Source organism: Parasphingorhabdus sp. (assembly GCF_965233695.1).
In the GTDB taxonomy this organism is placed as follows: domain Bacteria; phylum Pseudomonadota; class Alphaproteobacteria; order Sphingomonadales; family Sphingomonadaceae; genus Parasphingorhabdus.
This window is the reverse complement of sequence record NZ_OZ247497.1, coordinates 1731022-1756921: the sequence shown is the minus strand read 5'-3', so window position 1 is coordinate 1756921 and position 25900 is coordinate 1731022. Positions and strand designations below refer to the sequence as shown.

Annotated in this window: 19 protein-coding genes and 1 pseudogene; 14 read left to right on the top strand and 6 right to left on the bottom strand. The window is 51.3% G+C overall.

Annotation, left to right across the window (positions count from 1 at the left end; genetic code table 11):
• Positions 1-5: 5 nt before the first annotated feature.
• On the top strand, positions 6-3599 hold the full coding sequence (locus ACO6S1_RS08365) for a M1 family aminopeptidase (protein WP_422345854.1): 3594 nt from the start codon (positions 6-8) through the stop codon (positions 3597-3599).
• Between the two features lie 224 nt (positions 3600-3823).
• On the opposite strand, the gene ACO6S1_RS08360 is transcribed toward ACO6S1_RS08365, so the two are convergent.
• Positions 3824-4258, bottom strand: coding sequence for a MarR family winged helix-turn-helix transcriptional regulator (locus tag ACO6S1_RS08360; RefSeq protein WP_422345853.1), 435 nt, complete (start codon positions 4256-4258; stop codon positions 3824-3826).
• A gap of 144 nt (positions 4259-4402) precedes the next feature.
• Here ACO6S1_RS08360 and ACO6S1_RS08355 point away from each other — a divergent pair, with 144 nt between their 5' ends.
• The 3 genes from ACO6S1_RS08355 (at position 4403) to ACO6S1_RS08345 (ending at position 6319) form a co-directional block, all read left to right on the top strand.
• Positions 4403-4771: an antibiotic biosynthesis monooxygenase family protein gene (locus tag ACO6S1_RS08355; RefSeq protein ID WP_422345852.1), complete on the top strand. Its 369-nt coding sequence runs from the start codon at positions 4403-4405 to the stop codon at positions 4769-4771.
• A 30-nt stretch (positions 4772-4801) separates the two neighbouring features.
• Positions 4802-5245 carry a hypothetical protein gene (locus tag ACO6S1_RS08350; RefSeq protein ID WP_422345851.1) on the top strand — a complete coding sequence of 148 codons (444 nt, stop codon included), beginning with the start codon at positions 4802-4804 and terminating at the stop codon, positions 5243-5245.
• A 597-nt stretch (positions 5246-5842) separates the two neighbouring features.
• Positions 5843-6319 (top strand): hypothetical protein, encoded by a 477-nt coding sequence (locus ACO6S1_RS08345; RefSeq protein ID WP_422345850.1) that lies wholly within the window; start codon positions 5843-5845, stop codon positions 6317-6319.
• A gap of 87 nt (positions 6320-6406) precedes the next feature.
• Here ACO6S1_RS08345 and ACO6S1_RS08340 read toward each other — a convergent pair whose 3' ends face one another.
• The 3 genes from ACO6S1_RS08340 to ACO6S1_RS08330 form a co-directional block, all read right to left on the bottom strand.
• Positions 6407-6889 carry a hypothetical protein gene (locus ACO6S1_RS08340; protein WP_422345849.1) on the bottom strand — a complete coding sequence of 161 codons (483 nt, stop codon included), beginning with the start codon at positions 6887-6889 and terminating at the stop codon, positions 6407-6409.
• An 84-nt stretch (positions 6890-6973) separates the two neighbouring features.
• Positions 6974-7399 carry a GFA family protein gene (locus ACO6S1_RS08335; RefSeq protein ID WP_422345848.1) on the bottom strand — a complete coding sequence of 142 codons (426 nt, stop codon included), beginning with the start codon at positions 7397-7399 and terminating at the stop codon, positions 6974-6976.
• Between the two features lie 169 nt (positions 7400-7568).
• Entirely contained in the window at positions 7569-9080 is a 1512-nt protein-coding gene (locus ACO6S1_RS08330; protein WP_422345847.1) for a tryptophan halogenase family protein, read from the bottom strand.
• A gap of 218 nt (positions 9081-9298) precedes the next feature.
• Here ACO6S1_RS08330 and ACO6S1_RS08325 point away from each other — a divergent pair, with 218 nt between their 5' ends.
• The 7 genes and pseudogenes from ACO6S1_RS08325 to ACO6S1_RS08295 all read left to right on the top strand — a co-directional run bounded on the left by ACO6S1_RS08325 (position 9299) and on the right by ACO6S1_RS08295 (position 19296).
• Positions 9299-12685 (top strand): TonB-dependent receptor, encoded by a 3387-nt coding sequence (locus ACO6S1_RS08325; RefSeq protein ID WP_422345846.1) that lies wholly within the window; start codon positions 9299-9301, stop codon positions 12683-12685.
• Between the two features lie 87 nt (positions 12686-12772).
• On the top strand, positions 12773-13741 hold the full coding sequence (locus ACO6S1_RS08320; RefSeq protein WP_422345845.1) for a glycoside hydrolase family 16 protein: 969 nt from the start codon (positions 12773-12775) through the stop codon (positions 13739-13741).
• A 6-nt stretch (positions 13742-13747) separates the two neighbouring features.
• Positions 13748-14806 (top strand): LacI family DNA-binding transcriptional regulator, encoded by a 1059-nt coding sequence (locus ACO6S1_RS08315; protein WP_422345844.1) that lies wholly within the window; start codon positions 13748-13750, stop codon positions 14804-14806.
• Positions 14766-15998: an MFS transporter gene (locus ACO6S1_RS08310; protein WP_422345843.1), complete on the top strand. Its 1233-nt coding sequence runs from the start codon at positions 14766-14768 to the stop codon at positions 15996-15998. Before ACO6S1_RS08315 ends, ACO6S1_RS08310 begins: the two co-directional genes overlap by 41 nt.
• Before the next feature lie 69 nt (positions 15999-16067).
• Entirely contained in the window at positions 16068-18548 is a 2481-nt protein-coding gene (locus ACO6S1_RS08305) for a glycoside hydrolase family 3 N-terminal domain-containing protein (protein WP_422345842.1), read from the top strand.
• Positions 18549-18726: 178 nt separating this feature from the next.
• A pseudogene (locus ACO6S1_RS08300) lies at positions 18727-18846 on the top strand (LacI family DNA-binding transcriptional regulator); the annotation flags it as partial.
• Between the two features lie 75 nt (positions 18847-18921).
• The gene (locus tag ACO6S1_RS08295) at positions 18922-19296 is read left to right on the top strand and encodes a hypothetical protein (RefSeq protein WP_422345841.1); all 375 of its coding nucleotides are present in this window, start codon (positions 18922-18924) and stop codon (positions 19294-19296) included.
• Between the two features lie 206 nt (positions 19297-19502).
• Here the strand turns inward: ACO6S1_RS08295 and ACO6S1_RS08290 are convergent, their stop codons facing one another.
• Complete coding sequence (locus tag ACO6S1_RS08290) at positions 19503-20129, bottom strand: tyrosine-type recombinase/integrase (protein ID WP_422345840.1); 627 nt, start codon at positions 20127-20129, stop codon at positions 19503-19505.
• Positions 20130-20337: 208 nt separating this feature from the next.
• Here ACO6S1_RS08290 and ACO6S1_RS08285 point away from each other — a divergent pair, with 208 nt between their 5' ends.
• Entirely contained in the window at positions 20338-20682 is a 345-nt protein-coding gene (locus ACO6S1_RS08285; RefSeq protein WP_422345839.1) for a hypothetical protein, read from the top strand.
• 339 nt (positions 20683-21021) lie between these two features.
• Here the strand turns inward: ACO6S1_RS08285 and ACO6S1_RS08280 are convergent, their stop codons facing one another.
• Entirely contained in the window at positions 21022-22284 is a 1263-nt protein-coding gene (locus ACO6S1_RS08280; protein ID WP_422345838.1) for a TetR/AcrR family transcriptional regulator, read from the bottom strand.
• 150 nt (positions 22285-22434) lie between these two features.
• On the opposite strand from ACO6S1_RS08280, the gene ACO6S1_RS08275 reads away from it, so the two are divergent.
• Positions 22435-24696: a TonB-dependent receptor gene (locus ACO6S1_RS08275; RefSeq protein WP_422345837.1), complete on the top strand. Its 2262-nt coding sequence runs from the start codon at positions 22435-22437 to the stop codon at positions 24694-24696.
• The gene (locus ACO6S1_RS08270) at positions 24696-25820 is read left to right on the top strand and encodes a serine hydrolase domain-containing protein (RefSeq protein ID WP_422345836.1); all 1125 of its coding nucleotides are present in this window, start codon (positions 24696-24698) and stop codon (positions 25818-25820) included. Before ACO6S1_RS08275 ends, ACO6S1_RS08270 begins: the two co-directional genes overlap by 1 nt.
• Positions 25821-25900 lie beyond the last annotated feature (80 nt).

The following is a 25900-nucleotide window of genomic DNA, read 5'->3' as shown; positions in this document are numbered from 1 at the left end:
CGGGTATGTTCGCTAAGATTGCTGCTTTCGAGCTTCGCTATCAATTTAAAAATCCGGTTTTCTGGGTTGTCTCGATATTATTTTTCTTGCTCACTTTCGGCGCCATGACTGTCGATGGCATTTCGATTGGCAGTGGCGGTAATGTGAATGCCAATAGCCCGATTGCCATCGTGCAAATTCACCTCATTCTAACATTATTCTTCATGTTCGTGACGACTGCCTTTGTTGCCAATGTCATTGTCCGAGATGATGAAAGCGGCTTCGGACCGATGGTCCGCTCGACACGCGTAAAGAAATTCGATTATCTATTTGGGCGCTTCACTGGTGCTTTCATGGCGGCCAGCATTGCGTTTCTAACGGTACCATTTGCGATCTGGCTAGGCTCGCTCATGCCTTGGCTCGATCAAGAAACTATTGGACCTAACCGGCTACAATATTATGCTTATGCTTATCTGCTGATGGCGCTGCCAGGTATATTCCTTACCTCCTGCATCTTCTTCGCGGTGGCGACCCTGACGCGATCCATGATGTATAGCTATCTGGGCGTCGTCGTTCTGCTAGTGCTGTACATTATTTTTAACGTTAGCACCGATAATATGCCGGAGCTGCGCGAATTTACTGGCTATGCCGATCCCTTTGGTTTTGCGACGCTCAACAATGTTGTGCGCTACTGGACTGCATCTGAATCCAATAATTTATTGCCCGCCATTGAAGGAGCCGTTGTCTGGAACCGACTGATCTGGATTGCCTTTTCTCTCGGCGCCTTGGCGCTCGCCTATCGCTGGTTCAGTTTTGCAGATCGCGGCGTTTCGGCACGCAAGGCACAACGACAAGCCAGGAAAGCAGCGAAACTGGCATCTGTTTCTCCGCATATAGTCGATAGCTTGCCGGCTACGGGCGAAAGCGGAACGGCCTGGAGCCGCCTGGTGTCGCGAACAAGTTTTGAAATGACCCAAGTTTTCAAAAGCCCGGCCTTCATCGTGCTGGTGCTTATCGGGTTGTTCAATGCCAGTGGCGCTTTGGCTTTTGGCAATGAGATTTATGGCACGCCCGCTCGACCGCTTACATTCACTCTGCTGCTGACTTTGATGGGGTCGTTCGGGATCATCCCGGTCATCATCGCTATTTACTATGCAGGAGAGCTGGTGTGGCGCGACCGTGATCGGAAAATGCACGAGATTATCGATTCCACACCATTGCCCAACTGGGCATATATGGTCCCCAAGACCATTGCGGTTTCTCTCGTATTATTTGCAACGCTTTTCATCTCTGTGGTTGCAGCGGTTCTGATCCAGTTGATTCGGGGATTCACGAATATCGCGCTGGACCAATATTTCCTCTGGTATCTGCTGCCATGGGGTGTGGACATGATCATTCTTGCTGTTCTGGCTGTATTTGTTCAGGCGCTGAGCCCCAATAAATATGTTGGTTGGGGCATCATGGTCATATATCTCGTGGCGACGATAACCTTGGCGAATATTGGCTTCGAACATCCGCTCTATCTCTATGGGGATACGGCTCCAACGCCGTTATTCTCGGACTTGAATGGTAATGAAGTCAATGGCGCTGTGGGTTGGTGGCTGCGCCTCTATTGGGGTGCTTTCGCCGTCATTCTGGTAACTCTCGCCCATCTGCTGTGGCGTCGCGGCACCGAGACCAGCTTGATGCCACGTTTGCGTCAATTGCCACGCCGCATGAAAAGCGTCGCCGGATTGATAATCGCTGGTGCTGCGGTAGCTGCAGCGGCCAGCGGCGCTTATGTCTTTCACAACACGAACGTGATCAACCAATATGTGACGCAGGATGATCAGGAAAAGCAGTTGGCGGAATATGAGAAAAAATATCTCAAATATGAGTCACTGAAACAGCCTTCCTTTACCGATATCACATTGAACATAGATATTTATCCAGAACAACGCATCATGAAAGCAACGGGATCGATTGAAATGATCAACGACACTGGCGCTCCGGTGGAAATGCTGCATGTCCGCTTTCAGGACCCAGATGTGAAGATCGAAGCGGTTGATATTCCCAATGCGACGCTTGAGTCGAATGACGAGGCGTTGAAATATCGGATTTATCGCTTCGATACGCCGATGACGGTTGATGAGCAGCGGACCATCAAATTTAAGTCATCACGGTCGCAACGCGGCTTTAAAGCCAGTGGCAATGATACCCGCCTAGTGGAAAATGGAACCTTTCTGAACAATAGCGAATTCGCACCGCAATTGGGGATGAACCGCAACGGACTATTGACCGACCGACAAACCCGCCGGGAATATGGCCTGCCATCCGAATTGCGCCTGCCAAAGCTGGAAGATGAATCCGCACGCGAACAAAATTATGTTGGTAATGCCGATTGGGTGATGTCGGACATAACGATCAGCACCAGTAAGGATCAGACGCCGGTTGCGCCAGGCAGCAAGATATCGGATGAAGTCAAAGGCGACCGTCGTATTGCGCGGTTCGTTTCCAAGCAACCCATCCTCTCGTTTTTCTCGATCCAGTCCGCCCAATATGCTGTGAAGAAGCGGTCGGCAGATGGCGTCGATATGGCGATCTACTATCATCCTACTCATGATTATAATGTTGATACGATGCTTGACGCGACAGCTACGTCATTAGCTTATTTCAAAGCGAATTTCGGACCGTATCAATTTGATTATGCGCGGATTATCGAATTTCCAGGCTATCAAACCTTTGCACAGGCCTTTGCCGGAACCATTCCGTTTTCTGAGCGTATTGGCTTTATCGCTGACAATAGTGATCCGGATGAAATAGATTATGTTACTTACGTGACCGCGCATGAATTTGGTCATCAATATTGGGCGCATCAACTGATCAGTGCTAACCAGCAGGGCGGTACGATGTTAGTCGAAACCATGGCGCAATATTCCGCGCTGATGGTGATGAAACAGATTTACGGCGAGGATAAAATTCGTCGATTTCTGAAATATGAACTCGATCGTTATCTGAGTGCACGTGGCAGCGAGGCGATTGAAGAATTGCCGCTGAACCGGGTCGAGAACCAGGGCTATATCCACTATCGCAAAGGCGCAGTGGTTATGTATTTGCTGCAGGACCGGCTCGGCGAAGACCGCGTCAATGCGATGCTGGCCAAATTGCTAGATCGCTATCGCTTCAAGAGCCAACCCTATGCCAACTCAAATGATTTGGTTGATGGCTTTAATTCGCTGGCACGCACTGAAGCAGAACGGCAATTGGTCAGTGATTTGCTCGAAAAAATCACGATTTACGATATAAAAGTCGATGAAGCGAATATGCGTAAGCTGGATAACGGCAAATATGAAACAACGCTGACCATCACTGCCGAGAAATTTTATGCCGACGGGCAAGGCAAAGAAAGCAAAGCCAGATTGTCTGATGAAATTGAGATAGGCCTTTTTACCGCACGACCTGGCCTCGGCGCTTTCGGCAAAGAAGACGTGATCTCAATGGAGCGTAAACCGATAAAATCAGGTGAGCAGGTGATCAAAATTCTATCATCCAAAAAGCCCGATTTTGTGGGTATCGATCCTTACAATAAGTATATCGACCGGAATAGTGATGACAATGTGCTGGCGGTTTCCACATCATAACCGTCAACAAATAGGCTGTCGTGATTGAAGCAATGTCCGCTTTTGCGCCCTAAGCGGGCACTATGACTAGCGACGGCTTCATCCCGAAAGCGGACACTAGCTTTCGTCTTGCCGTATGTCTGAAAGTGGGGGTGAAAGCAGACGTTTCCGATCTCGCCGTGCATTGACCGCTTTTTACCGGAAATCTGACCCGAATCATTTATTGAGCTAAGCCAAGCTTCGACCTAACGATCATTCTCGCTTTCCAGTTCGAGATGTGTTTTCAGATGCTCGATCACCCTTTTTGCCGAAGCAATCTCTTTCATTGGCAGGCCGCTGGAAAGCGAGTTCACCCAAGGAGCCTGCAATGCGATGGCCGAATCATACAGATTTTGCCCCTTGCTAGTGAGCACCACTAGCTGTGCCCTCTTATGATGTGGGTTCGGCTTGAACTCGACAATGCCCTCTTTCTTCAACTCATTTGCGATGCGTTGCACACCCTGTCGATGATGACCCATGGTTCTGGCATGCCAGGCAATCGACTCTGGTCGTTCTGCATTGGCCAGCGCACCAAGAACCTGCCATCTGGCGCTGGTCAGTCCAAGATCGGCGACCAGCCGGTCACCGGCTGTTATGAGACGACCATTAAGGCGAAAAACCTCCAGAATTAGCGCCGTCACAGCCTCTCCTTCAGCAGTCCATTTTTCTGTCACCTTTGATACTCCAAACTTTTCTTATTGACAACACGTTGTCAGTTAAATTATCCGCATTGTCGATATGACAACATATCACCAATTTGGGTCAAATATCAAGGAGCAATCAAAATGGTCAACTTCAAACCTCTCGATGAAAACTACCCGATAGAGAAACAATTGGGCGACGATGCCGGGCCGGTCGTTTTGGTCAATCTTTTCACGGTAAACCCCGAGGATCAGGATGCGCTCGTCGATGCCTGGCAAAATGATGCGCTCTTCATGAAAAAGCAGCCGGGATATATCAGCACACAGCTTCACAAGGCTGTCGGCGCCAGCAGCATGTATCTCAACTATGCAATCTGGGAATCTGTATCACATTTTCGTTTGGCATTCTCCAACCCGGAATTCCAAAACGCGCTCAGTCACTACCCTTCGAGCGCTGTTACTGCTCCCCACCTGTTTGAAAAAATGGCCGTTGCGGATTGCTGCACCGCCTGATGGTTCGACCGATGTTCAAGGAACAGACTTATGAAAACAAAAGTTCACGCTGCCGCTGGCATAACCGGCTTTCTTTGCATTTTGTTGTTTTGGACCAGTACCACGGTATCGGAGTTGTTCGGCTCCTATGATGAAATTACCGGGGTAAAAAATATGATCCTGAACGGCATGTTGATCCTGATTCCAGCGATGATGGTTGTTGGCGCTTCGGGCATGTCTCTGGGAGCAAAGCGCAAAGACCCAATGTCCCAAGCCAAGAAGAAGCGGATGCCGATCATTGGTCTGAACGGAATTCTGGTCCTAGTACCTTCCGCATTCTTTCTGGCATCCAAAGCGAACGCTGGAGAATTCGACACCGCCTTCTATTCCGTACAGGCCATTGAACTGATTGCTGGCGCTCTAAACCTGACACTGATGGGATTGAACACGCGGGACGGACTTCGAATGACGGGCCGTATAAAACGCAAGCGATAGGTCATTGCCAAATCGGAGCGTCCGCTTTGCGCCTATTTCTACCATTAAAAACTGAATGATCGTATTTCCAAAATTGGGTCGTTAGCGGACGGACGGCAAAGGTGTCGGCGATGACTGCTATATCTCGAAAGCGGACATTAGGTTGGGTTGTCTGAGTTTCAATCTTTCTTCGAGCGCTCTTCTTCTAGTACTTTCTTGTGACGACGGATGCGCCCAGATAATGAACGAAGTTCGTGAAAAGTGATGTAGAGAGCCCAAAAAGCACCAGGACCACAGAGTATCGCTAAAACTACAAGCCTAAATCGTTCATCCAGTCCTACCGTCAATTCAATGGCTAAGAATATGAATCCGCCAACAAGAAACGGCCAAAGGGCGGTCAGTTTGTCTATGCTCGAGTAAAGGGGTGCGATGTAAATCTTAGCAATTAACTTGTCGTGATAACTCCGTAACCAGTTCATAGATCACCAATCATTTTCGATGTTAGTTAAGACCGAGTATAGTGACAAACTGTGTATGTCTGCTTTATCCCGAAAGCAGACACTCGCATTAACCACAAGAACACTTCGAATTTGTTAGAATGCTGACAATCAATAGCCTATGTTCAAAAACATGAACTGGTTTTCTACACCCAAACCCGACCTTGCCACGATCCTCAAAGATGAACGAAAAGTGCTCGCACACATATTCGGCGGTGAGAGTTATAGTATTGAAGCTGTTGATAATGATGAAGCGAAGTTGAAAACGGAAAGGCTGGAAATCCGCTTTGCTCGTGACGAACGAGATGGAGATGTCGGCTGCAATATTGCGCTTACTCAAGGGATAGAGGAATTTGAGGAGGGAGCCGGTTCCTTCATGTGGGCAAAATTCCTAGGCGACGAAGAGATCGCCAAGCCCAGGGACCGGAACGGTCAAGTGATTTCAAGCGCGGAAGAACAAATAGCGGAAGAATTGACACTATTGGGTCGACTAGTGAAGGAAATCTATTCTGATACCCAAAGAACCCGTGATGCCGTATTTTGGATCATTGGCTATGACACAGCCGGAACTCATCACTCGATGGGTCTATGGGATTGAGAGCATTCGTTCCAATGGTGGTTCCGGTATGTCTGCTATATCCCGAAAGCGGACATTAGCTTTGGCCATCTTGAAGTTAGAACCAGCTTACTGAGAGACCGTTACTTGCTTGTTGATCCTTGAATCAGTCTCACAATCCCACAGGCTTACCGAAACGAGGTATTTGTGCGAAGCAGTGTTTTGGCTGTTAGTATATTCCAATATCCGCTCAAAACTAATGCTAGAGCCCGGGAAGAGCTGCCTGATTTTTGATGAACGTGGAGGGTGCGGCAATCCGCCCTCTTCTATTCTTCGAGATGCCTTACGGCGTATTCCAACGTAAGGAGAAAGCGGATTGATCAACAGATCTTCATGAAAGCAAACTACTCTCGTTGAATTATTTTCAACTCTGAAGACTCCGATTATTTCTTTGCTCTGCTCTTGCACATTGCCAAATCTTGTATTTTCCCAGAACAATCCAACTGCTGAGTTCGATTGAGACACGGTATCTAGTGATTGACACGCAGCCAATGAAACAATCAGGAAAGTGGCTTTAAAAATCAACACACCTATGGATTGATTTTCATTCATCGAAGTTTTTCCTAATCTCAATGACAAGCTATTCCGGTACATATTCATTCAACACCGTTGTCCGCGACATCCCGAAAGCGGACATTAGCCGGTCAAAGGTTCGATAATGATGGGCTGTTTCCTATACACAAATTCACCTTCTCCTGGCCAACTCTTGCCATCAGGGAAACGCATTTCTACGCCGACTAAATCATCTCTATTAAACAGACGCATATTGATGCCCATGCGGTCGGTTATACCTGAGCTTTTTTGATATTCTTCAGTGAAAAGCGAATGCGTTGTCGAAGCACATACCTTACATGCATGAACTTCTACAACAGCGGCAGGTTTGTCCTTTCTGAGGTAGGATCGCGTTTCTCCGGACATCTCAATATCTTTCGTATTGTAATATCCCCATAGAGCACCCGCTTTACTACAAAGGCTACAATTGCAATTATTGATGAATTCTGGTTGGTGGCCAACAGTAATTTGCACAGAGCCGCAATGGCAAGAAGCTTGATAATTGATCATAGCTATGCGTCCTTTGATTGATAGCGAAGTGCAAGGAAAAAGTCATTTACTAACGTCCGCTTTGCACCCAAAGCGGACACTAGCGTAGTGACTGCTATATCCCGAAAGCGGACATTAGCGGATACACGATAATCTTGCTCCAGCAAGAAACTCTAAACGATCGACCTGCCTAAGTCTGTAAGGCCGCGGGGCAATATTGATCGAGGAATTCCTTGTGTGTCGGCATATGCTTGACGAGGAAGGAAATGGATTTTTCGATTTCATCAACTTCGGGTTTTAATGTTGCAAGATCGATTGCGTCTGCCATTGCATTGTGGCCCTGCATTTCCAGGCCTTGTCCCATCATCACTGCCGCCCAGCTGGTTTCTGTGAACAGCTCGTCATCTTCGCGGAAAATCTGGCCGTTGGCGCGGAACAGCTCGATCTTTTCGGTCAGGCTGTCGGGGATGCTCATGGTTCTACAATAGTTCCAGAAATCGCTGTCATCCCGGCTGGTTTGACAATAGTGCAGGATCAGGAAATCGCGTATGCGTTCATATTCCTTGCCGGTCAGCCGATTATAGGCACTTTGCTGAACCTCGGTAATATCGTTGAGCGATAGCAGCGCAATAAGCTTGTTGATACCGGAGTTGATAAGGTGGATCGATGTGGACTCGAGTGGCTCCATAAATCCGGCAGAAAGACCAATCGCGACCACATTCTTGTTCCAGAATTTCTTCCGCCTGCCGGTGACGAAGCGCAAGAAATTGGGATCTGCTGTCGGCTTGCCCGCGAGGTTGTTGACCAGAATATCATGAGCCTCATCATCATCCATATATTCGTTGCAATAGACATGCCCGTTTCCGTTTCGATGCTGCAACGGAACCTGCCATTGCCAGCCTGCAGAATGGGCAGTTGCGCGTGTGTAGGGAAGCGGCGGGCTGCCATCGTCACGATTGCAGGGGAGTGCGACCGCCCGGTTGCAAGGCAACCAATGGGTCCAGTCCTCATAGCCGGTCTCGAGCGCCTGCTCTATCAACAGGCCGCGAAATCCCGAGCAGTCGATGAAAAGATCACCGGATATGATTTCACCATTGTCCATAGTAACGGATTCAACAAACCCGCTATTGCCATTAAGCGCTACATCCGAAACCTTGCCCTCCAGCCGGGTGACCCCGCGCTTTTCGGCATAGCCGCGAAGAAACTGGGCATAGCGGCCCGCATCGATATGGTAGGCGTAGTTGATCGGCGGCAGATCGTCCCGCTGTTTCTCGGGCGTACGGGCAAAGCGTCCGAAATAGGCTGCCATCGTTTCCGGGTTGAAAACCTGTAAGGGTCGTCTGTCACCTGCTTCGCGAATCCGGTGCCAGATATGATGAAAATTCAACCCTTCGATCTGATAGCCGTAATTGCCAAAGGGGTGGATATAGCTGTCGCCGACCTGTCCCCAGTTCACAAACTGAATGCCCAATTTGAAAGTGCCCTGGATTGCGCTCAGCATTTCGCGTTCGTCAATGTCGAGTAGCCGGTTGAATTCGACGATAGGCGGGATCGTTGCCTCGCCGACGCCCACTGTTCCGATTTGCTCTGATTCCACCAGCGTGATGGAAACTTTGCTGGCTTGGTTCAACTTCGACAATGCCGCCGCTGTCATCCAGCCTGCAGTTCCGCCACCGACGATCACGATTTTATTAATCGCCATTCCACCGCTCCCCTAAGATTTTTCTTTTCCCGCTATCGCAACTTGAACGCGAAGGATAGCGATTGCTTCACTAGTACGCGTAGGTCTATCACAATGGATATGAATTGTGAACGTTCATATTTATTATTGTGAACGCTCACAATTTGATATAGGACGTAGAAAATAACGAGCGCGAATCATTGAATTCGAGCCGATTAGTGGAAAAAGGGGAGGGTCGCTTGACCAACGAAAACGATATTTGGGATATATTCCGGACCAACCGCATGAAAATGCTCGGCGCGGCATCGTCGATGGCAATGGGCATGGCCATGAGCAATGTTGTCTATGCACAGGAAAGTGAGCAGCCTGCACCGGTCGAGGGGACTGCCGACGCCGAAGCGATAGACGATGAGAATATCATCATCGTCAGCGGTTTCAGAGCCGCCCTAAATGATGCTCAGGAAATCAAGCGCAAATCTGACACCTTTGTCGATGTAATCTCGGCGGAGGATATTGGTGCCCTTCCGGATCGATCTGTTGCAGAATCTCTGCAACGTGTTCCCGGTGTCAATATCGGCCGTTTCGAAAAGACATCCGATCCCGATCGTTTTTCGGTTGAAGGCACCGGCGTCATTATTCGCGGTCTTCCTTATGTTCGTTCCGAACTAAACGGTCGCGAGATATTCTCCGCGACTGGCGGGCGCGTTTTGAGCTTTAATGATGTCTCTCCTGAACTGCTCGGCCGTGTCGAAGTCTTCAAGAACGTAACATCCGATATGGTCGAGGGCGCAATCGCCGGTACAGTCAATCTGGTCACCCGCAAGCCGCTGGATACCAAAGGGCTCAAAATCGCCGGAACGATCGGCGCCAATTATGGCGATCTTCGCGAGAAATGGTCGCCTGAATTTTCGGGTCTGGTCTCCAACAGCTGGGACACAGACGCGGGTCGCTTTGGTATCCAGCTCGGCTATGCCTATTCGGAGCTTAAGAGCCGCACCGACGCGTCCCAAGTTGCGGATCCATGTTATCGCCTCGACACGTTCGACCAGCCCTGCTTGCGCGCTGTTACTGTAGGTTCCGGCGGTTTCGTTGGTGATCCGAACTTTGATGCGGCAAACTTCCCACCAGCGAATACCCTGGTCGTGCCTAAAGGTGCCGGGGTTCGCACGACGGACCTTGATCGCACCCGCGAAGCATTCTCGGCGGTTGGTCAATATGAAAGCGCCGACGGTCGTTTTGTTGCGACAGTGGAATGGCTGCGCTCTGAAACGAGTTTTGAAACCGAAGAATATGCGCTGATTGCCCGCGTCGATGACGATGGCTTATTCCCAGTGCCAGCCGCTGGCAGCACATGGCAGTTCGATCAAAACGGCGTATTCGAAAGCGGTATCCTGACTCAGCGTCCGGGTGACGCTTATGCGACACCATTTGGCCGCGGCGGTATTCCAGTGGACTCGCTTCGCTTCCTGAGGGGGCTCGATTCGACAACGGAAGACATTTCGCTGGATTTGAAATTTGAAGCCACTGATCGTTTGCGTTTCAACTTTGAAGCGCAGCATATCAGTTCGAATCTCGAGCGGAATTCGGTTTTCGGTGCGCTGAGTACCTTCGCGAATTTGGATCTCGACCTGACCGGCAAAACGCCGCAGGTTGCCTTCCTGGCGCCACCAGGCTCTCCTGCTGACTATTTCTCATCAGGTTTGAATACCTATTATTGGTTTGGTCTGGACAGCCGCGAGAAGAACGAGGGCGAGCTTGATAGCCTGCGTTTCGATGCCGAATATGACATTAGCGACGACGGTTTTTTCAAGAGCGCACGCTTCGGTGCGCGCTGGGCTGACCGCGATCGGACCACGCGCAATACGGATTTCAGCACCTGGGGCAACCTGTCGGCGCCTTGGGCTGGCCGTGCGGGCTGCGCTCCATGGGGAGAGGGTCCCGGATGCGGAGCAAGCGGACCAGGACCGTTCGGCAACGGGTTTATTCCGGGCCGCTTTTATACCGGTCTGCCAGGTCAGGAATTTGCCATTGCTGGTGGTGCATTCACTGATGAGTTCCCGGACTATTCGCAATATCGCAACCCATTTGCCAATGGTTTCCAGCGCGGCAATGCGCCAACGCCAATTGAAAATGGTTCGGCCTGGTTTTTTGGCGGTGATGATTTCCTCGCAGAGTATCTCGACGGGCTCACCGACGAGCAATTTGCAGAGATTCAGGAATTCGGTCAGTCGCCGGAGCGTTTCAACTACGGCGTTAATGGTCGCTCTCGGCCCGATCCGCTCACCGGCGACCTTGTCGCTTGTGACATCGAAGGCGTGTTTTGCCCCGGTGAAGTGTCCACCGTTTCAGAGGTTACCAAGGCCGCCTATGCCCGTGTTGATTTCGGCCATGAATTTGACAGTGGCATAAGTATTGAAGGCAATTTTGGCTTGAGATATGTTGAAACCGAAGTGACCAGTGGTGGCCGGATCGGTTTCCCGGACGCTGCCCGTTTCGATGACCCCGCCAACGGTTTTGGCAATGGCGATGGTGTTGTGCAGGTTGCTGAAATCAATGCCAATTGTGCGGGACCGCCGATACCAGGAATTGATCGGGGTTATTGCGATTTGTCCGACGCACGCAAATCAGAGTTTGCAGCGGTTCATACAGGCGAGATTCTTGTCGACAATCGCAAAATCCGTTTCAATAACTGGCTGCCCAGTTTTAACGCGAAACTAGATGTTGGCGATGGATTGCTGTTCCGTTTTGCGGTTTCAAAAGGACTGTCACGACCGGACTTGCAATTATTCCGAGCCGGAGGCGGTATCGCAGACAATACCAATGCCCTCCTGCAAGCGGGAACTCTTGAATCAGGTCCGCTATTTACGCTTTCCACAGGTAACCGCAATTTACGCCCGGTTACGTCATGGAATTATGATCTATCCGCCGAATGGTATTTTGACGATGTTGGGTCTCTCACATTCTCGGTATTCCTGAAGGACATCAAGGGAATTGTGAATACCGGATTCGAGGCCGTTAATTACACTGGCGACAGCGGCGTTTCGACGGACGTTCAGGTCAAGGGGCCGGTCAACGATCAGGGCGGAACCCTGAAAGGTTTCGAGGTTACCCACCAGCAAACCTATGACTTCCTGCCTGGAGTGTTGAGCGGGCTGGGGACGCAGGTCACATATACCTATGTGGATGGTAATGACTTCTCGAACCCGAACCTGGCTAATCCTGGTGAGGCTTCAGTAACTTCAGGCGGAGATGAGTTGGGCGGCGGTTCATTCGCTTTCCTGCAACCGCTCGCCGGGCTTTCGAAACATACCGTTAACGCTACGGTGTTTTATGAGAAAGGGCCATTGGCGATGCGAGCGGCTTATAACTGGCGCTCTTCGTTTCTTGTCACGCCGCGCGATGACATTTTTCCATTCTCGCCAATTTGGCAGGATTCAACGGGGCAGTTGGACGCGTCAATTTTCTATAGCTTGACTGATCAGATCAAGCTTGGTGTTCAGGCCGTGAACTTACTTGATGAGGTGACCCGGACATCCCAGGTCGTCAATTTTGACGGGCTCAGGGTTCCTCGATCGGCATTCAGAAACGACCGTCGATTTACATTTCTGGCGCGCTTCGACTTCTAGGGGGAAAACGAACGCGCTTAGTGTAAGGCGGGCTCTTGCTTTTTTGGCAGGGGCCCGTTTTCTTGTTACCGATATGCAGAGGTTTAGATGATGCGATTCTGTCTTAAATTTATCCCGCTGGCTCTCCTGCCCGTTGGTTGTGCGGCCGATGATGCCGTTGACGCAACCGCTAGCATGAGCGAGATGGAGGGTTGGAGCCTGATCTGGTCTGACGAATTTGACGGGCAATCCGTTGATCGTTCAAAATGGGGATTCGATATAGATTGCTGGGGCGGCGGTAACGATGAGCGACAATGCTACACAGACAATGTTAAAAACGCATTGCTTGAAGACGGTAAGCTGGTCATTACCGCCCATCAGGAAGAATCGGCAGGCCCAGCCTTACCACCCCATCTTCGAAAAACAGCCGAAGACCAGACGGCAATAAACACGAAACCGTTTACTTCGGCGCGGCTCACGACCAAGGGCAAGGCTTCATGGCGCTATGGCCGGATAGACGTGCGAGCGAAACTGCCGCAAGGGCAAGGAACTTGGCCAGCCATATGGATGCTGCCGGAAGATAATGACTATGGCAGCTGGGCCGCTTCGGGCGAAATCGATATCATGGAAGCAGTCAATATGGGCATTAGCTGTGAAAAATGCCCGGGTGGAATTGAAAACACGATAATGGCAACATTGCATTTCGGTGGGCTGTGGCCCGACAATAAAATGGCGGGTACCGAAGTGCCGCTTGTCGGTTCACTGGAAGAATTTCATACGTATAGCATTATCTGGAGCGAAGGCAGGTTCGACTGGCTGGTCGATGGACGCCATATTGCCACCAAGACAGCAAAGGATTGGTTCACAACCGCGTCTGAAGATCCCGATGCCCCATTTGACAAACCCTTCCACCTGATCCTCAATCTTGCCATCGGTGGCAGACTATCCGAAGGTCGCGGGGCAGGCGGTGTTTCTGAAGGCGGTTTTCCAAAGCGGTTTGAAGTCGATTTTGTCCGGGTCTGGCAATGTGACGATCGACCTGTTAATCCACATAACTGTATCGATTCAGGGGAATAATCAGACATGGCCAGGCGACGTCAGGCGGTTACGATCAAGCATGTCGCGGCTGATGCGGGCGTATCTCTGCAGACCGTTAGTCGGGTCATAAATAATGAACCGAATGTCCGTCCCGCGATGAAGGACAAGGTCCAGGCATCAATAGACAAGCTTGGTTATGTTCCCTCCATTGCAGCCCAAAGAATGAGCGGATCGAGATCTTATCTGATACTGGCCCTGAATGACCGAGAACGGACTATTGCTGATTGGCGAGCCCGGCAGGGAAGCGACTGGGTTGATCAGATGTTACTTGGCGGAATGCTCAAATGCGCTGAACTTGGTTATCGGCTTATTCTGGAATTGGTCGATACCCGCAACGAGCATGTCGAACGCGAACTCAAGGCAGCTATCGCTGCCTTGCAACCAGACGGTGTAATATTGACGCCGCCCCATTCCGATAATTCACTCATTACCGAACTGCTCAGTTTGCATAATATTCCTTTTGCACAAATCGGTTCAACCGAACGTGGCGGCGGTATACCACTCAAAATGGGTGATGAAGAAGCTGCAGAAATGGCCACGCGATTTCTTATCAATCTGGGGCACAAGCAGATTGGATTCATTACCGGCCCGGTCAGCTATAAATTGAGTAGCTGGCGTAAAAAAGGCTGGGAAAATGAAATGGCGAAGGCGGGACTGTCTATTGAAGGCCTTTGTGCCGAAGGCGACTTTAGCTATGCATCCGGCGCAGCTGCAGCTCGTAATTTGTTGTCACAAGAACCTAGGCCGACCGCTATCTTGGCCAGCAATGACCATATGGCCATTGCCGCGATGGAACATGTTCATGAATTTGGCCTTTCGGTACCGAAAGATCTTTCCATAGTGAGTTTCGACAACAGCCCAATGACGCGATTTACGCGCCCGGCACTGACGGCAATCGACCAACCCGTTGCTGAAACCACATCGCGGGCGGTTGAAATGATTGTCGCAGCGAAACGGGGCGAAAAACTGGCTGCTGGCCCGATAATTGTTGAGGCTGGTTTTATTGAACGCGAGTCCACTGCACCGCCGCCAGCTGGTGGCTGAGGTAAGCGCTCCAAAGCTGCAAAGCTATCGCTTCATGTTGCTTTACGCGCTGGCCGCAGCCGGTGGAGCTATTGCTTATGTGCCATTCCTGACGATTGTTTTGCCAGCACGCGTCACGCTATTTGCAGGCCATGATGACGTGGAATGGCTGGCCTATATAAGCTTTGCCGGCGCTATTTCCGCCAGCGTTGGCAATATTGCCTTCGGCTGGCTGAGCGATATTACCAAGAACCGCCGCGGCTGGACGTTCTGCGGTCTGGTCCTTTCCTGTCTTTTGCTCATTTTATTCAATGAGACCGAACGACTGGAAGCGCTGATCGGGCTGATGCTGCTATGGCAACTTGCGCTTAACATGATGCTGGCCCCGCTCGGCGCTTGGGCAGGCGATTATGTGCCCGACCATCAAAAAGGAATGCTTGGAGGACTGCTCGCTTTTTCACCAGCATTGGGCGCCATGTCTGGGGCCATTATAACCATTCCGGGATTGGCGAGTACCGAAGCGCGATTATGGCTTTTGGCTGCATTGGTCTGTGTTTGCGTATTGCCGGTTCTGTTCTTTGCAAAGCCCGTGCATTTTGCTGAACTGCATCGCCAGCCAGAGGTCGAAGACAGCAATATTGCCGTGGATCGAGGAAGGACCCGTGTGCTCATCAGGATGTGGTCGGCGCGATTGCTGCTGCAAATTTCACAGGCTGCGCTGTTTTCCTATCTGCTCTACTGGTTCCGCTCGATTGACTCGGACATGGGTGAGAGCAGTACCGCACAGGTGCTGAGCTTTGTTCTGATTATATCCATCCCGGTGGCGATGGCGATGGGCCGATGGACGGACCTGAATAACCGCCCGCTATTTCCTCTGGTTCTGTGCGCCGGTTTTGCGGCCGCCGGGCTGTTGTGCATGGCAATGTCATCGTCTTTGGCCGCGGCGGTCGGCAGCTATGTTATTTTCGGCCTATCAACAGCGGTATTTCTCTCACTACACACCAGCCAGACTTTGCGCGTGCTTCCAAAACCAGAGCGACGTGGTCGCGATTTGGGGATTTTCAATCTGACCAATACCGCGCCATCGCTGATCATGCCGTGGATCGTATTGGCCATGGTTCCGGTCTTTGGATTTCCAGCGATGTTGGTACTGTTTGCCGGCCTCGCTATTCTCTCTTGCATCCTTTTGGCCACCCTTCCCGACACCAGATAATCCCTTGCATTCGGCCACTTGACCGGATAATAAATGTGAACGTTCACAGATATTCGAGGGGGCTGGAAAGTGCGCAAGCAATTAATCGTAACGGCGGGCATGGTTTTGCTGGCTGCGTGCGTTCAAAATCAATCCGAAGACGCTGTTTTGAACTCGGTCGCGCAAGTGGAAAACTGGCCCGAAGCCAAAAGCCCCGAAGCCCTCAGCGACGCCGCAACGGAAAAACGGATCGATGGCTTGCTCGCCCAAATGACACTTGAGCAAAAAGTCGGTCAACTCATCCAGGCCGACATCGGCTCGATTGAACCGGAAGACTTGCTTATTTATCCGCTGGGATCGTTGTTGGCCGGCGGAAATAGCGGTCCCTATGGAAACGAACGCGGATCAGCTGCCGACTGGGACAGGATGGTGCGTGAGTTTCGGACTGCTTCCTTGCAATATGATAAAGGTGACGTCGCTATACCGATTATATTCGGTGTCGATGCTGTCCATGGACATAACAACATACCGGGTGCGACAATATTTCCCCACAATATTGGACTAGGCGCCGCGCGCGACAGTGATCTTGTACGCCGGATTGGTGTGGCGACCGCCAAAGAAATTTCCGCCAGCGGCATCGAGTGGACGTTCGCTCCAACCTTGGCCGTTCCGCAAGATCAGCGATGGGGTCGCACATATGAAGGCTATTCATCCGACCCGGCTATCGTGGTCGACTATGCCAGTGCCATGGTTTACGGATTGCAAGGCGAGCTGGTGAGTGGTCAGCCTTTGCAAGCGGAAAAAGTTGCAGCAACAGCGAAGCATTTCCTAGCCGATGGTGGCACACTTAATGGCAAGGACCAGGGCGACGCGTTGATTGGCGAAGCCGAACTGGTCAAAACTCATGCTGCAGGATATCCGCCCGCCATTGAGGCGGGAGCATTGACGGCTATGGCGAGTTTTTCAAGTTGGAACGGTGTAAAAAACCATGGCAACAAATCGCTTTTGACCGATGTTTTGAAAGACCGGATGGGGTTTGAAGGATTTGTCGTCGGGGATTGGAACGGCCATGGTCAGGTTAACGGTTGTACAGTGACCAATTGCCCGCAGGCTATCAATGCAGGGCTCGACATGTTCATGGCTCCCGATAGCTGGAAAGAGCTTTACAAAAACACGCTGCAGAGCGCGCAAGACGGGACCATCCCGATGGAACGGATCGATGATGCCGTGCGCCGGATCTTGCGGGTGAAAATAAAGCTGGGCCTGCTCGATGATCCGATGCGCGATCGCAGCAACTATCTCGCCATTGGTGCAGCAGACCATCTGGCTCTGGCCCGCGAAGCCGTAGCGAAATCGCTTGTATTGCTTAAGAATAACGGGTCGATTTTACCGATACAGCCGGGAGCGAACGTGTTGGTGACCGGGCCAGGTGCAAATAGTCTTGCGATGCAGTCCGGTGGCTGGACCATCAGCTGGCAAGGCACAGATGTTACACAATCGGATTTCCCCAACGGACGGACGATTTGGCAAGGGTTGTCTGATGCTATTCGCACAGCTGGCGGCCGTGCGGAACTATCCACCAATGGCGACTATGAAAGCAAACCTGACGTCGTGATCGTCATATTTGGCGAACATCCTTATGCGGAATTCCAGGGCGACGTGACTACCCTTGATTATCAGCCATCGGGAGCAAAGGATTTGGCGCTTTTGAATAAGCTGAAAAGCCAGAATATCCCTGTGGTTTCAGTTTTTCTTTCCGGTCGGGCAATGTTCACCAGTCCCGAGATTAATGCTTCGGACGCTTTCGTTGCGGCGTGGCTTCCCGGGACGCAGGGTGATGGCTTGGCAGATGTTATGGTTGCGCAGAAAAGCGGCAAATCATCGCGCGACTTTACTGGAAAACTGCCATTTCATTGGCCGGCTGATGCCAACTCTCCAATCGAAACACCGCTTTTCAAGCGCGGCTATGGCTTGAGCTATGGAAACCCTGTCGCTCTATCCCCCTTGTCAGAGGATCCAGGCATCGACCTTGCAAAGGCAATGAATGTTGCTAGTTTCTTTTCCAGCGGACGCGTTCAAAAACCCTGGTCGCTTTCAATCTCTGATTTGGGCGGGAAACGGCCCGTAATGAGCGGTTCTGTAGAGAGCCCATCTGGCCTGCTTTCTGTGCGTCCCATCGATGTGACGGCACAGGAAGATGGCAAGGCATTCGTCTGGTCGGGGGCAGGCGTGATCACCATTGATGGTCCATTGGCCAACATGACCGACCAATATCGAAAGGCTTCTGCGCTCACGATAGACATGCGAATTGATGCATTAGGTGCGGGCGACACTGTGCTCGCCTTCCATAACAGACGAATATCCCTGACGCGATGGCTTCAACAAGCCAAAATCGGCAAAGTTCGTAGCCTGCAAATCCCGCTGCAATGCTTTGGAACGGCTGAAAGTGATTTTGAAAGCGTTGGGAATGCCTTTCGATTGGAAGGGGAAGCGGGTCTGGCTCTCACTTTGCTGAGCGTGAAGATAGATGACTCCGGCGAATCCCCGCCATGCCCGGTAATGCTGGATTGAAATAACCCAGCTCGATTTTCTCAGGAGTACAAGAGAATAATATCATGGCAACAGACCACAACACCCACCAGAAACCAATTTGCAGCCTGTCGGAAAAAAGCGAGCGCAAAACAAACGCGCTGCGAACCAGGAATTGACTTCTGTCATAAGCACCGCACGCAAATAGACAGTAACCTCGATTGATGTTGCGAAAAAGGTTGGTTGTTTACCCACTACGGTGTCGCGCGCCTTGCGTGGCAGTTCGCTTGTCAGTGATTTCTTGCGGGAACAAATAATCCGCTTCTCCAAAGAGATGAATTATCACCCCAATACAGCCGCTTCGAGTTTGCGGAAAAGCGCGTTCAAAAACATCGCCATTATGGCTGGCGATAATTTGACGGGGATAAGAAATACATCGGCAAACCGCATATTTCGCGTTTTGGAAGCGCTAAGGGAAAATGCCCAAAAGTATCGATATACCGTATCTTTCCATATGGTTGGCGATGATGATTTCAGAAACGCAAAAAGCCTGCCAGACTATTGTGATGCCGCGCTGCATCTCGACTATGATTTGTGCCTTGATTACGAGCGTCTTTGTGATCACAACAAAGCCCAAAAGGTCGTGTCACTGAGTAGTTTTGCAGAATTGAAAGGCGCGACAATCGCATCCCTGACGGACGATGATATCGGTGAATATGCGAAACAGTCGATCGAAAAAATATGCCGGTTTTTAGGTCAAAATTTAGATCGCAAGGCTGAAGGCAACTAGCGTGGGCCAGCCGTCAAAAATTCAAATTTCCAAAGCCTGTTATCGGCAATAGCTTTCACACCCAACCGCCACCCGGGAACTGCCATCCCCGGCTTCACTAACGCTCAGCCCCACCTTGCCGCTACCTTTTTTACTGGCCGAAAATATCAAATATGATCGTGAAAACAGAACTTTTCTAATGTCTGCTTTTGCGCCCAAAGCTGACGCTAGAGTTCTACACTTTCCGCGAGAGCTAAAGCATCCTCAACTTCAACGCCGAGATATTTGACAGTGCTGTCGATCTTTGAATGGCCAAGAAGTGGTTGGACCGCTCTCAAGTTCCCGGTTTTCCGATATAATAGGGTCGCCTTTGTTCGCCTTAAAGAATGAGTGGCGTAAGCTGATCGTGGAAGATTGATTGACGCAAACCAGTTCGCCGCAATTCTAGAATATTGCCGTGTCGAAAGATGATTTGATCGATCCATACGAGAGGGAAATAGCCAATCATATGGAGACAAATTGGATTGAACACACCAAAGCTTAAGCGCGTTTCGTGTTTGTTTTGTAATTTCAAACTGAACAGCGTTTCCGGTTTTGCGTTGAATGATCTTGGCTCGGCTTTGGAACTCATCGCCAGTGCGAACATCACTAACTTTCAAACCGACAAGATCACATCCTCGTAACTTGCTATCAATCGCTAAATTGAACAGAGCCAGATCGCGCTTTCGATCTGCCAGTTCCAACCGAACCCTAATGGCCCACACCTCTTGTTGTTTCAGCGGCGCCTTTTGTCCGATCAACTTTCCCTTGTTCCATGGATATAGCTTTGGAATGTCATAGGTTTGATTTTGCATTTTTGATCTCCTCATCGAGAAGGTCAAAGACTGCGGAACGCTAACAATTGGTTTTTTGACCGGTTTTCTAGTGTCCGCTTTGGGCGCAAAAGCGGATATTACAAAACCGCGCAACTCAAGTCTGTCAATAACGTTGCAGGTAATTGCAATAATCGCCTATTTGTCGTGCAGGCTAAGGGATATCAAACGGATTTGATTGGGGTGAAGCATGTTAGCATTTCGAACGCTATTGGTTGTAATTTTTGGAGTTTTGACGGTTTACACTCTGATTGTTGGCTCAGCATATGGATGGGATATTCTTCCGATATTTTTTAGAGATATAGCTGCAATGGCTTGGCCGGGACAGTTCAACCTAGACTTTATGGGTTTTTTGATACTGTCCGGACTGTGGGTAGCATGGCGCAACAATTTTAGTGCCATGGGACTTGGCTTGGGCGTCGTTGCATTCTTCGGCGGAATTATGTTTCTCACACCATATCTTTTTTACCTGAGCTTCGAGACGAAAGGCGATATGAAGAAAATCCTTCTCGGTCAGATTAGAGCCAGCAATTAGCTTCACTTTTCGCGGTTATTCGACTGCGACTTAGTATCTATCCTAATGTCCGCTATGGGCGCAAAAGCGGACATTGGAAATGCAGAAGCTGTCGGTCCGCAATGAGCCCCAATGTCGGACGTAGCCATCCGAAATCTTGGCACCCGAAAGCGGACCTTCTTCAAGTAGCATTTAAACCAGAGGTTTGTTTGGTGGCCTAGTGTTGAGAGTGTGGACCGCATTCGCGAGCATAAATCAGGGAAACAGCTCAGTTTCGGATAGCCCCAAACGCTACAGCGATTTAGCTTGCTGAGCTTGCTGAGCTTGCTGAGCTTGCTGAGCTTGCTGAGCTTGCTGCGCTCAGCTGTCCTCTCGGACGAAAACTCCATACCCGATCACATCGCAAATGGCATCGGCTGTCGCCCATGCCTCTTGAGGATCGCGCGGTTTGCGATTTCGCACAAGCCAGAAGAATGGTCCGGCGGCGACTTCGGTTGCAGCTCGCACGTCGATTTGGCGGCAGCTACCATCCGAAATGCCCTCACTGACCAGGCTCTGAACTTTTTCCCAAACCTGGCGCGAGCTGATCGCTAGCTGTGAGCGGACCGGTTCAGATAATGTGTCAAGCCCCCGTTGCAGCGTGAGCGGTGGAATAGAGCTAAACTGCGCCTGGCAATTGAGATGGTTGGTTATCATCGCCTTTTCGACCCCATTGGCTCCGACCGCGCTGGCCGTTTCGGCGAACGATCCGTAAAGGACGAAGGCCCTGCGGTAGCATTCTATAACCAGTTCGTTTTTGTCTTCGAAATAATGATAGAACACGCCTTTGGTCGCACCAATTGCAGCGACGATGTCACTTAGCGATGTGCCCTCGATACCGCGTCGGTTGAATAGCTGGGATGCGACACCAAGGACTTGCTGGCGCTTTTGCTCTTTCATTTCCTCGCGATCGAAGGGGTTGGGATTTCTGACGATCAACTGCTCGAAAGTCGGCCAGCGTTCCGATGATACTTCTGGCCCTTTTGCGAATCCGCGCAAAAGCATGTCAGAAATCGCATTGGCCAGACGCTCGCGAGTGATGTCATGTTCCAGCCATCGTTCGGACAGCCGAACCCAATTGATCATTCCCAACAGGCAATCTGTCACAAGCAAAGGATCGACTATGCGGAATTGCCCGGTCGTTATTCCTTGCGAAACGATAGCCGCAATGCCCGACCGTATTTCGGCTTCCATCTTCAGGATTTGCGCGCGCTGATCTTCGGATAAAACCTCGTAGTCACCAAAAGCAGCCAGGTTGCAGCAATGCGAAGTCAGGTTGATCGAAACTAGGACTTCTAGTTGTGTGGAAGGGTCAGATGATTGCGCGATGGCCACCTCGATATCGGCCATCAGCGCTTCACAGGATCGGGCAAAGCACAGATAGGCAAGCTCACCGCGGTCGCTGACATAATGGTAAAGCGCGTTTCTTGATAAGCCCGCTGCGCTAGCGACTCCATCGAAGCTGACGCCGCCGACACCTTTTGCGTTTATCTCGTTCGCCGCAGCATCCAATATTCGTCGTCGTTTTTCTGACGATTTGTTTGAGATCGCAGGTGTCTCGACGGTCTTGGCGGCAACTGTCATTCGCCTCAGTTAGCGCGCATCGGGTGCCTACACCAGCCCTTACCCTATATTTTTTTATACCAATATGTCGATAATTCCTTGCCGCGTCGGTTACACCGGTATAGAAACATACCAGATTGTCGAAATGACAGCGAATAGGGAGAGACTGACGTGACAAAATATACCAAGATAGTGAGAAGGTCCGCGCTGCTTTGTGGAGCGGCGCTGGTTTTTGCAGGGGTGCATTCTCCGCTGCTGGCACAAGACGCCGCATCTCCTGAAGCCGAAGAAGACGATGGCGTTATTATCGTCACGGCCCAAAAGCGGGCACAAAGTACGCTCGATGTGGGGATCAATATTGCGGTGGCAGATGCCGAGGCTCTCGCAATCAGGCGCATCGACGATCCGACCGATATCGTCGCGATCGCGCCGAACGTCTCGATCAAGGAAAATGTTCCAGGCCTCATTCCCGTGTTGACGATCCGCGGCGTTGGCCTCAACGATTTCAGTGCGACCAACAACCCCAGCGCCGGGATATACGTCGATGAGGTTTCCCTCAGCTCCCTTGCGCTGATGAATTTCGATTTCTTCGACCTTGAGCGAGTGGAACTGCTAAAAGGACCGCAAGGCACCCTTTACGGCCGTACTGCGACGGCTGGTGCTCTCAATGTCATTTCTGCTCGACCAGACTTCGATGGTACCTATGGAACGGTGCTCGGATCGCTGGGCAATTATGAGCTCAAAGAGATCGAAGCGAGCATCAATCTCCCTGTGTCCGACACATTAAGCCTGCGCTTTGCAGGCAAAGGGATTTTCCAGGATGAAGGCTTCTATTTCAATGAAACGCTCAACCGCGACATTGGCCGCCGAGATGTCCTACTTGGCCGCGCGCAGGCCTTATGGGCGCCGTCAGACCGGTTTGAATGGCTGATCAAGGCTGACGTACAACGCGGCCGTTCGGAATTGGGCGGTTTTGAATTTTTCGGAGCGCTCACAACGCCTGACACCCCAGCAGGGGTTCCTTGCCCAGGATCACCTGAATGTTCAGACTTCCTTGGAAACTCCGATCTTGATGGTGACCCGTTCAGAGGCGCATGGTCGGTCGATCCGGCGTACAATGTCGACCAGCTCAACCTCACGAGCAGGATGGAAGTCGATCTGGGTTTTGCAACGCTGGTTTCGATCACCGGCTATATCGACTTCGATCGCCAATATTCAGCCGACACCGATGCGGGCCCATTCGCGCAGCTCGACTTTCGTGCCGATGACGCAGTGGAACAGTTCTCGCAGGAGGTGCGGCTATCGGGCGAAACGGATTTTGCAAACTGGCTCGTCGGGGTATTCTATTCCGAGGACGATATTCAGACATCGTTTGCGGGCAATTTGAGGGACCTCCTCAACACCACCAGCTTTACTTTCTCGGATCAGCAATCTCAATCGGCGGCGTTGTTTGCAAACGCTGAGTGGTCCCTAAGCGATAAGCTCAGCCTTGTGACGGGCATTCGCTACACCGATGAGGAACGTTCTAATGTTGGCGGCACAAGCGACCTCGTTTCACTTGCGCCGGCGAGCTTTCTTACGCTTGCGCCGTTCGGTTCTGATCCGATCCCTCTCGCTGTCAGCGACGCCGAAATCACGGATACGAACTGGTCCTGGAAGGTGGGTCTGAACTGGAACCCTTCGGACGAAACCCTTCTCTATCTCAGCGCAACGCAAGGTTGGAAGAGCGGGGGGTTCTTCTCTGGCGTAGCGACAAGCTCGGCACAGCTTGAACCCTATCTGCCTGAAAAACTCGTTGCCTTTGAGGCAGGCATAAAGGGCAGGGCCTCCGGCGCAGGCCTGTCCTATTCGTTGAGCGCATTCTACTATGACTACAACGACGTTCAGACCTTCATCCGAGAGGATATTGGCGGCATACCGATCCAGCGCCTTGGCAATGTCGACAACGCCGAAATCTATGGCATCGATGCCGATCTGGCCTGGCGGCCCTCTGCGGTTCCCGGTCTAAGTCTCTATGCAGGTATCGGCCTGCTTAATACCGAGCTTGGAGCCTTCGTTGCAGGTGCTGGTCCGGTTCCCAAAGGCAATGAATTGCCCGATTCCCCATCAGTCAGCTTCAATGGCGGCATTTCCTATGAATTCGATCTTAGCGGTGATCTCGCCATGCGCCTGTCGATTGATGGCCGCACCCAATCGAGCACATTCAAAGACGGCTTGAATGATCCATTGGTCGCGGCCGATGGTTTCTCGACGCTCGATGCCCGGCTTTCGGTTTTCGACGATGGCAATTGGGATGTTTCCTTTTGGGGGACCAACATCACCGATGAGCGCTATGTGACGCAAGGCGTGAACCAGCTTCCCTTTGGAATGGGAACCCGAGTGTATGGTCCGCCCCGCACCTATGGCCTTACTGTTACGAAGAATTTTAACTGATGGAACCGAAGATCGAGATTGGAGGGCAATGCTCTGATCGCTTCGTCCGTCTGGCGCAGGAGTTCCGGGCCAACTTTGAAAACGGTTCGGAACTTGGCGCTGCCATGGCGCTCTATGTGGATGGTGAGCTTGTCGTAGATATGTGGGCCGGTTTTCTTGACCCCGACCGCACTCTGCCATGGCAAAAGGATGCTTTAGTAAACGTCTGGTCGACGACCAAGGGGGTTGCTGCGGCATGCTTCGCCCTAATCGTGGATCGCGGCTTTTGCGGATATGACGACCCGGTTGAGACATATTGGCCTGAATTCGCCGCTGGTGAGAAGGCCGACGTGACCATTGCGCAATTGCTTTCCCACCAGGCCGGACTGAGCGCATTTGCCTCACCAACCACGGTTGACGACTTCTTCAAAGATCCTCGAATCCTCGCGAGCAGGCTTGCCCGGCAAACGCCCTTGTGGCCGCCCGGGACGCAGTCCGGCTATCATGGCGTCACAATCGGCTTTCTTGCCGCGGAATTGTTTCGGCGGATCGAGGGACGGCGCATGAAGCTCTTCGTCGACGAAGAGTTTGCCGCGCTGGACATTCACATCGGGATTGAAGACGAGGAATTGAACCGCGTTGCAACGATAATTCCGCCGCCCGAATCCGATGCTGAGGCGCCAGACATGGACGATCTGCAATCAGTTACGCTGGGCAATCCGTTCCTGATGCCCGATGCCGCCAACTTGCCCGAGTGGCGTCAGGCAGAGATTCCATCTGTAAACGGTTTTGCAAGCGCCCGAGGACTGGCCAGCCTCTATTCGAGCCTTTTGACAGGATCGCCCGAACTAAGCTTGAGGCTCTCACCCGAAACGCTGGGGCAGGCCACTATGATCCGTTCGAGCGGGGTCGATGCTATTCTTGCGGTCGAGACAAACTGGGCCGCCGGTTTCCTGAGGAATTCGCTTGGCATTTACGGACCAAACTCTAGGGCATTTGGACACTCGGGCTGGGGCGGATCATTCGCCTTTGCAGACCCAGACAACGAACTCGCCTTTTCCTATGTGATGAATGCTATGGGATCGGAATTGGTCGGTGATCCACGCACACTCGCGCTGCTCAGGGAGGTCTATCAAGCTCTCTAAAACCCTTAACTGACCATGCCCCCACATGATCTTGCTTCCCTTTTTGGCCGCCAAAAATGTCAGCAACGGTTGCTTTTCTC

Bases quoted from the DNA above. Each gene is read 5' to 3' on its own strand.
- ACO6S1_RS08365 (WP_422345854.1), top strand. From the start codon at position 6: ATGTTCGCTAAGATTGCTGCTTTCGAGCTTCGCTATCAATTTAAAAAT.
- ACO6S1_RS08355 (WP_422345852.1), top strand. From the start codon at position 4,403: ATGGTCAACTTCAAACCTCTCGATGAAAACTACCCGATAGAGAAACAA.
- ACO6S1_RS08350 (WP_422345851.1), top strand. From the start codon at position 4,802: ATGAAAACAAAAGTTCACGCTGCCGCTGGCATAACCGGCTTTCTTTGC.
- ACO6S1_RS08345 (WP_422345850.1), top strand. From the start codon at position 5,843: ATGTTCAAAAACATGAACTGGTTTTCTACACCCAAACCCGACCTTGCC.
- ACO6S1_RS08340 (WP_422345849.1), bottom strand. From the start codon at position 6,889: ATGAATGAAAATCAATCCATAGGTGTGTTGATTTTTAAAGCCACTTTC.
- ACO6S1_RS08335 (WP_422345848.1), bottom strand. From the start codon at position 7,399: ATGATCAATTATCAAGCTTCTTGCCATTGCGGCTCTGTGCAAATTACT.
- ACO6S1_RS08330 (WP_422345847.1), bottom strand. From the start codon at position 9,080: ATGGCGATTAATAAAATCGTGATCGTCGGTGGCGGAACTGCAGGCTGG.
- ACO6S1_RS08320 (WP_422345845.1), top strand. From the start codon at position 12,773: ATGATGCGATTCTGTCTTAAATTTATCCCGCTGGCTCTCCTGCCCGTT.
- ACO6S1_RS08315 (WP_422345844.1), top strand. From the start codon at position 13,748: ATGGCCAGGCGACGTCAGGCGGTTACGATCAAGCATGTCGCGGCTGAT.
- ACO6S1_RS08290 (WP_422345840.1), bottom strand. From the start codon at position 20,129: ATGCAAAATCAAACCTATGACATTCCAAAGCTATATCCATGGAACAAG.
- ACO6S1_RS08285 (WP_422345839.1), top strand. From the start codon at position 20,338: ATGTTAGCATTTCGAACGCTATTGGTTGTAATTTTTGGAGTTTTGACG.
- ACO6S1_RS08280 (WP_422345838.1), bottom strand. From the start codon at position 22,284: ATGACAGTTGCCGCCAAGACCGTCGAGACACCTGCGATCTCAAACAAA.
- ACO6S1_RS08270 (WP_422345836.1), top strand. From the start codon at position 24,696: ATGGAACCGAAGATCGAGATTGGAGGGCAATGCTCTGATCGCTTCGTC.